Genomic DNA, 247 nt, shown 5'->3' with positions numbered 1-247 from the left:
TCACAAAACAACCAGTAGATAAGATTGTAGAGTTCGGTGGCGAGAAAATACCGCAAGGTCATAAAGATATCTTCGATCCAAACTTACCAACAGATCAAACGGAAAAAGTACCAGGTAAACCAGGAATCAAGAATCCAGACACAGGAAAAGTGATCGAAGAGCCAGTGGATGATGTGATTAAACACGGACCAAAAACGGGTACACCAGAAACAAAAACAGTAGAGATACCGTTTGAAACAAAACGTGA

1 protein-coding gene is annotated in these 247 nt (G+C 40.5%); it reads left to right on the top strand.

The annotated features are described in order from the left end of the window. Positions 1–247, top strand: a 247-nt coding sequence (locus IDG65_RS14590; RefSeq protein ID WP_179359954.1) for an E domain-containing protein, incomplete at both ends; no start/stop codon positions are given.

Origin of the sequence: Staphylococcus sp. EG-SA-17 (assembly GCF_017151845.1) — a bacterium.
GTDB lineage: Bacteria > Bacillota > Bacilli > Staphylococcales > Staphylococcaceae > Staphylococcus > Staphylococcus aureus.
This window is presented reverse-complemented; position numbering and strand designations above follow the sequence as displayed.